Annotated in this window: 8 protein-coding genes; all 8 read left to right on the forward strand. The window is 49.8% G+C overall.

The genetic code is table 11. The annotated features are described in order from the left end of the window. Positions 1-155: 155 nt before the first annotated feature. Positions 156-947: a phage baseplate assembly protein V gene (locus QTO06_RS24585; protein WP_331410247.1), complete on the forward strand. Its 792-nt coding sequence runs from the start codon at positions 156-158 to the stop codon at positions 945-947. 128 nt (positions 948-1075) lie between these two features. Further along, on the forward strand, positions 1076-1420 hold the full coding sequence (locus QTO06_RS24590) for a GPW/gp25 family protein (RefSeq protein ID WP_031417659.1): 345 nt from the start codon (positions 1076-1078) through the stop codon (positions 1418-1420). Between the two features lie 77 nt (positions 1421-1497). After that, positions 1498-3339: an Ig-like domain-containing protein gene (locus QTO06_RS24595; RefSeq protein WP_331410249.1), complete on the forward strand. Its 1842-nt coding sequence runs from the start codon at positions 1498-1500 to the stop codon at positions 3337-3339. Positions 3340-3341: 2 nt separating this feature from the next. Beyond that, positions 3342-3854, forward strand: coding sequence for a phage major tail tube protein (locus QTO06_RS24600; RefSeq protein ID WP_331410250.1), 513 nt, complete (start codon positions 3342-3344; stop codon positions 3852-3854). A gap of 10 nt (positions 3855-3864) precedes the next feature. Next, on the forward strand, positions 3865-4812 hold the full coding sequence (locus QTO06_RS24605; RefSeq protein ID WP_031417653.1) for a hypothetical protein: 948 nt from the start codon (positions 3865-3867) through the stop codon (positions 4810-4812). Positions 4813-4880: 68 nt separating this feature from the next. After that, a complete protein-coding gene (locus tag QTO06_RS24610; RefSeq protein WP_331410252.1) occupies positions 4881-5276 on the forward strand; it encodes a hypothetical protein in 396 nt (131 codons plus the stop codon). After that, a complete protein-coding gene (locus tag QTO06_RS24615; RefSeq protein ID WP_031417650.1) occupies positions 5276-6154 on the forward strand; it encodes a hypothetical protein in 879 nt (292 codons plus the stop codon). The genes QTO06_RS24610 and QTO06_RS24615 overlap by 1 nt, the downstream gene beginning before the upstream one ends. Before the next feature lie 69 nt (positions 6155-6223). Further along, positions 6224-6879, forward strand: a 656-nt coding sequence (locus QTO06_RS24620) for a major capsid protein (RefSeq protein WP_331410254.1), incomplete at its 3' end; no start/stop codon positions are given.

A 6879-nucleotide genomic window follows, 5' to 3' on the forward strand; every position in this document is an offset into this window, starting at 1 on the left:
CATGATGACTGCGCCGATGTAATTGAAATGTGTGTCAGCGAGTTTGAGACCAAGCAGTTTGTGGGCAGTGCTACACCAAACGTGGTGAAAAAGATGAAGAGCGCTGCGCAGCGTCTTGCTCGTATTGGCGGTGGCGCGCGAGGGAGAATGTAGCCATGTTTGATGACGTTCGTGTGCTTGGCAACAAGATGAAAGATGTCTTCACTATGTTAAGGCGCACCGTGAGTATTGCCACTGTCAGCCAAGTCGACAGTGAGCTGCGCCGCGTGAAGGTCACGTTCGCAGGTGGTCGCATCCCAGAGTCCGATTGGTTGTCAGTCGTCGGCTCTCGCACCAAAGGCGTGAACGCCAGCTGGAACATGGCCGTGGGTGAACAAGTGCTGTGTCTCTTTCCGCCAGTTGGTTCGATGGTGCGTGGCTATGTCCTCGGCTCATTGGTGAATGTCAATGCCAGACCGTACACCACTAATCCCAATAAGTTTGGTATTCAGTTTGAAGATGGCACACTCTTGGAGTACGACCAGGCAACGCAAACGGGCGTACTCAAAATCAAGGGAGGTACACCGTCGATTCAAGTGGGACCAGATAAAGTCTCGATTGTGTCTGATGTGGATATTGAGGGCGCAGTGACCATCAGCAAAACCTTGGACGTAGGCGGTAACACGAGCATTGGTGGCAATCTCTCTATTACGGGTACGGTGTCTGGTCAGCAAACGGCAACCTTTATGGGAACGGTTGGCGCGGCTGGATATGGTGGTCCCGTGTCGGGTGGCGTAGCGAAAATGCAAAACGGTATGGAAGTGTCTGGCACCGCGACCATTAATGGGGTGACGGTCTCCGTTGATACGCACACCCACGTCGATGCAGAAGGTCGTCCAACAGGCTCAGCGGTCAGTGTTCGAAGTGCCTCTCTGCTCAGTCGTCTGATTGGCTATTTGAGTCGATAAATAAACCCTAACGTAAAACGCCCTGTATCGCGTTCTAAGGGCGTTTAAATTTCAGTGGTAACATTTATCGAAAATAAAATCTTAAAACAATTAAAACTGGTTTTTAAGCGTATTAAAACAGGTGTGACATGATTTACTCACTCAAACTCGGTGGCGAAGGTCGAAACGCCACATTATTGGATGATATTAAGCAATCGCTGTACATGATCATCTATACCAGCAAAACCGAGCGCATTTATTTGCCGGACTACGCCGCTGATGCTCTCGCGTATTTAGATAAGCCGATGTGGTTTATGTCAAAGCTGCAGGTCGCAATAGCGGAATCGGTCGCCAAGTACGAACAGCGCATCACGCTTGATGGCGTGAAAGTGGTATCGGTCGAGCCGACGAAAGGCTTGATCCGTTTGGGGCTTTCATGCACGATAAATGAAACAGGCATGCGTGAGTATTTCGAGCTCTCCAACGACCTTTAGCCCCATCCTCATTTTGTCAATTGCCACCTAGCCTCGGCGAACACTTCCATAATGCTCTCAGTTTCTAGGAGGGCATTATGTCTGATGAATTTCTACACGGTATCTATACCGTTGAGTCCACTACGGGCTCACTGGCCGTCACCGATGTTGCATCGAGCGTGATTGGTATTTTCGGCACGTCCGAAAAGGCAGAGCCAATGCAGCTTTACCACACCACCAATTACGATGATGCGTTCGCGGCATTTGGTGAAGGCTCCATTTCAAAAGCGCTTAAACGTATTCATACCTATGTGGAAAGCAATTCAGTGATTGCCATTCCTTTGGGTAAAGATGCGGATTTCCCTGATGCACCAGAAGAGCCTGCGACATCAGGCGTCACACTCAGCTCAGCCAGTGCCACTGCTTATATAGACGATGGCGCAGCAGTATCTCCTGTTGTTGTCACCAATCCGCATGCGGCCATCATTAGCTACACATCCAGTAATGAAGCAGCAGCGACGGTTGATGGCGATGGTCTGGTCACATTGGTGGCGGAAGGTGAAACCACCATCACGCTTAATATCGAGTTTGATGATGGCACCGAAGCTGCGTCTGAGTCTGCGCCACAGCAAGCGACTCGCTCTCGCAAGAAAGCAGCGCGTTCTGCTCAATCGCAAACTCGTGCAGCGGCAACCGAAACATTGACGTACACGCTTACCGTTGCACAAACCAACCCTGACGCAGGTAAAGACGCCAATGGTGCCACTTTGTCAGCTTCCAAAGGCGTGGTCTATACAGGCTCACCAGCGACACCTGTTGCGCTATCCAACCCGAATGACCTTGCGGTGAATTATTCATCCAGTGATGAGACCGTTGCGATTGTCGATAACGGCACGGGTGAAATCACCCCACTTGCTGAAGGTGCGGCAACCATCACGCTGGAGCTGATTGGGGATGCGACCTATCAGTCGTCAACATTGACGTATGAAGTGACGGTCACGGCAGTCTCTGATGCGCTGCTGGCAGCGTTCATTGATGCCTTGCCACTGCTACGCAAAGCAGGCAACAAATATGGTTTCTCATCAAAAATCCATCTTGCTCCTGGCATCTTGCACAAAACAGGTGCTGCCTCGCTAGCGGTTGCAGCGGTGAAATCCATTCGCGGTGTTTGGGTGGGTGATATGCCAGAAGATATCAGCACCACAGAAGAAGCGTACGCCTTTAAGCAGCAGTTCGGTGATGAACGCTACATGCCATGTTGGCCACGTCCTCTTGTTATTCAAGATGACGGTTCGACCCAAGTGGATTGGTTTGCGCCGTCATTGGCAGGTCTGATTGCGCAAGTCGACCGCAATGGTACGGGTGACACGATTGTGAGCGAGACGGGCTACTGGTGCTCACCGTCAAACTACGACTTGCTAGATATTGTCGGTCCATCAATTGATATCGAGTACATCCCAAGCGATACGGCCTGTGATGTGAACTACCTCAACGCCAATGGTATTTACACCATGATCAACCGCAGTGGTTGGAAAGGTTTTGGTAACTACTCAAGTGCGTATCCAGACTCAACCGATTTGACGTCGTTCTTTTGTGTTCGCCGCACAGCGGACATCATCGAAGAGTCAATTGAAACCGCCACGCTGCAGTTTATCGATAAGCCGATGTTTACAGGGCCACATGGTCTGCAAGCGATGGTGTGTGGCCGCGTTCGTGACACGGTCAATGATTACCTTCGCACTAAAGTGGGCACGTCACTGGTTTACTCCAATGTGTATCTGGAAGTCGACGATAACCCGTTGGTGAACTTGCAACAGGGCAAGATCAAGTATCGCTATCAGTTCACGCCACCAATTCCGATGCAAACCGTCGAGTATGCAGCAGAAATCTACGTGGAAGGTCTGGAAAGCGCCTTTAGCTCACTCGTAGGGAGTAATTAACAATGGCTGAAAACCATGTAACCAAGCGTAACCATATGTGCTTTATCAATGAAACGCAGTACATCGGACGCGTCAAAGCCATCACAGCAGAGCCTCAACTTAAGGTTGAAACGTTCTCGGCGCTTGGCGGTATCGGTGATATGGAAATCCCTAATGGGGACTATGAAGCGTTGAACGCAAACGTGGAGTTTGACAGCACAGCGCCTGCGGATTTAAAGCAGCTCACCAAAAACGGCGGCTATGTTGCCATTCGAGCTCTGTGTGATGTGCGCGGTCTGGATGTGACGACAGGTACGCGCCGCCAAGATGGCGTAGTGACGCGTATTTGGGGGTATGTGAAAAATCCGCCAGCGACCCATCACACCAAAGAGAAAGTGGCGTACACCGCTCAGATGTCCGTGTTCCGCATTGAAATCAGCAACAACAGCGGTCGCCTCTTTGAGCTCGACTTCGTGACAGGCGTTCGCTACCCAGCCGATGAACCTGGTAGCGGCGGCGTCACTATTTCGCTGTAAGGAGTTAGCCATGCCTCGTATTCGTAAATTAGAGCTCGTTGGTGAAGGTATTCAGCGCAATGGCCAACCAGTTGACAAGTCCGTGCTGGAGTCTGTGGTTCGTAACTCGGGAGGCTCACGCCCTCCGGTTACGCTAGGGCATCCAAAAAAAGGCGATGACAAGGTTCCAGCGCTGGGGCGCATTGATGTTCGCGGCATTAGCACCAACGACAAAGGTGAAGCGGTTCTGCTGTGCGAGCAGCACTACACGCCAGAGCTCGAAGAGCTAGAAGACCAAGGTAAGTTTGAAGGTCAAAGTGCGGGTATCTATCCGCTCCCTGGCAAACCAGGCGAATTCTACCTTCACCATGTGGCTCAGCTTGGTTCTCTGCCACCTGCGGCCAACATCAAAACGCTGGATGTCGTTGAGCTCAGTGATGACGGTGAAAGCGACGCTATTTTCTTGTTCTCCAATGCTGGAGTGCAAACCAAACAATTGAATGAGAATTCCATTATGAAATTTGAAGATTTAATGAAAGCCGTCAAGAGCTACTCCGATGATGAGAAGAAGCAGCTGGGTGACGCGCTAGGTTTTAAAGCTGAAGGAGCACCTAGTGAGGGTGAACTGCCAACGAACGGTGAGCCAGGAGATAAAGGTAAGTCGAATCCTGAAGGTGAAGAAAACGAAGAACTGAAGCAGATGCGCGAATCAATGGCAGGTGACCGCCGTGAAACGCTGACCGAGCTTGCTAACGATGCAAGCCTTGGTGAAGACATGCTGAAAGTGATCACTTCGATGATTAAAGGAGCATCGGCTATCGAACTGTGTAACACAGGCGAAGGCTCTCGTTATTCCGAAATTAAGTCGCTCATTAAAGCGCAGCCAGCAAAGAAAAAAGGTTCGTTAGATGTATTTGGCGACATTGAGCTTTCAAACGAAGGGGAAGAAAAAGACACGTTCGACCCTGAAGGCTGGTAATTGAATTGATGTGGCGTGCGCCTTTATTGGGCGCACATTGAAACCGAACAACTCAAGAGTAATGAATTATGGAATTTACCTCTAAGGCAGCATTAAGCCATAAGAATGTGATTAGCAGTGGTAAAGGCGCAAAGGTGCATCAAATCACTGCAGGTGCCATCACTGACCTTGATATTGGCCACGTCATTGTGATCACCAAAGAAGGCATTCAAGGTCGCTGGGACGGTGTCACTATTCCGACAGAAGACATCGATGATGGTGCTGGCGGCACGATTACGGTAACCGCCGCTTATCGTTTGGCTATTGTGACTCGCAAGCAGTTTGCAGGCGATGCGTCAGTCACCGCATTGGTAAAAGGTGATTATGTTCGTGAGAACGTTGTGCTGGCGGATGACTCTGCACTTCCAGCAGAAGCGCAGTTCACGCTGACATTAAGCGATTTGTGGGCAGAAGGTGAATGGTAATGGATAAGCAAAAATTAGACGCTGAGTTTTCAGCGCAATTTAGTCGCGTTGGCAGCGCAATGGCGAACCTTGGTGGTCACTCTCGCTTCTTGCTGATGAACCGTCAGCGTAAAGCCAAGATTGATAATTTGGTCAAACAGGTAATGGCGCTCAAAGTCTTGTCTGAACTTTACGACCAGGAACGTCTAACGGTCGACGCGATTGCTCAAGCGCTTGCGCCAGAAAGTGTGGACGAGCAACTTGCTGACAGCGCGAAACAAAAGCAATCGACTATTGCTACCAACCCCAAAGACCAAGAGCCAGGCTTTGCACTTGAAACTCTGACCTATCCATTCACAGTGGATGATATCGGCTCACCGTTGATGGCGGATGATCAAGAGATGGAGTTGGTGTTCAATCCGCATGAGCAGCGCGTCAATCTGAAAACCTCAGATGAAAGTGTGATTGCGATTGAAGATGGCAAGTTCATCGTTAAAGGCGCTGGTGATGCCACGCTTTCAGCCACGTTCGTCAAATCGGGTAATGTTCCTGGTCTGAAATCCGACATGGCTATCACGCTGACGTTGCAAGAAAAAGAGTTAGGCGATGACATCGAAGAAGCTCCAGAAGGCTCAAAAGCGCGCGGTTTTCTCCGTCCAACACCTGACTTTGATATCGAGTTGGAACTGGGTAAGAGCGCCTTCATCGGCACGGTTGTTGATCTTCCTATCGCCTTTGCGAACCCAGAAAACGAAGAGTTTGAGTTTGAAAGCTCTGATACCGACGTGTTTGAAGTGGATGCGCAAACCGGAGCTATTTTACCTAAGGCCACAGGTGACGCCGTGCTGAAACTGCACATCGGCGATGACTCTGACGACGTAGTTGTCAGCATCAAGTAACCCAAATTGAACGCGCCTTAAATGCCATTTTAAGGCGCATTGAACACTGTTTTAAGAAAGAGAGAAGTCATGGATATTATCGACCTGTTCCGCAGCTATACGAAGCTGGATGTTTGGGGTGAGTTCCTAAACAAGCAAAAGAAATTAAAGCCCGTACCGATGCCAGTTCGCAATACGGTATTTGGCCCTAGCCAATTCTGGCATGACGTGTCATTGCCATATTCTGAAATCAAAGACACCACCACGAACGTGCCTGTGGTTCGTCGTGGTACCGCTGCTTTGGTATTGAAATCGGAAGGTACAACCGTAAAGGCCATCGAACCACAAGGCTTCGTGATGTCGCACTTTGCGACCGCTGCTGAGCTGAACAACTTAAAAGCGTTAGGGATGAAAGCCACTAAACAGTGGTTTGATTCGAAAAATGCCAACATGCTACGCCGCATTTACAAAGGTATTGAGGCTATGTGTGCGATGGCGCTTTCAGGCAAAGTCGAATATCCAATGAAAGCCGAAGGTGGTGAGATTGAGCTGGAAGTTTATGACTTTGGTCTTACTGAAGAATATAGCGCGACTGGAACCATCGACTTGTCATCGACAGATACCACCATTGGTCAACTGTTTAAGTTGCTTCAAAGCATGGCCGAAAAAATTGAAGACAACGGTTATGGCAGTAAGCTCTTGACCTACGCAGGCCGCGATGTTTATGCGCGCATCATGGACATTGC

This window comes from Vibrio sp. M260121, from assembly GCF_036533715.1.
Classification (GTDB): Bacteria; Pseudomonadota; Gammaproteobacteria; order Enterobacterales; family Vibrionaceae; genus Vibrio.

Bases quoted from the DNA above. Each gene is read 5' to 3' on its own strand.
- QTO06_RS24595 (WP_331410249.1), top strand. From the start codon at position 1,498: ATGTCTGATGAATTTCTACACGGTATCTATACCGTTGAGTCCACTACG.
- QTO06_RS24615 (WP_031417650.1), top strand. From the start codon at position 5,276: ATGGATAAGCAAAAATTAGACGCTGAGTTTTCAGCGCAATTTAGTCGC.
- QTO06_RS24600 (WP_331410250.1), top strand. From the start codon at position 3,342: ATGGCTGAAAACCATGTAACCAAGCGTAACCATATGTGCTTTATCAAT.
- QTO06_RS24585 (WP_331410247.1), top strand. From the start codon at position 156: ATGTTTGATGACGTTCGTGTGCTTGGCAACAAGATGAAAGATGTCTTC.
- QTO06_RS24610 (WP_331410252.1), top strand. From the start codon at position 4,881: ATGGAATTTACCTCTAAGGCAGCATTAAGCCATAAGAATGTGATTAGC.
- QTO06_RS24590 (WP_031417659.1), top strand. From the start codon at position 1,076: ATGATTTACTCACTCAAACTCGGTGGCGAAGGTCGAAACGCCACATTA.
- QTO06_RS24605 (WP_031417653.1), top strand. From the start codon at position 3,865: ATGCCTCGTATTCGTAAATTAGAGCTCGTTGGTGAAGGTATTCAGCGC.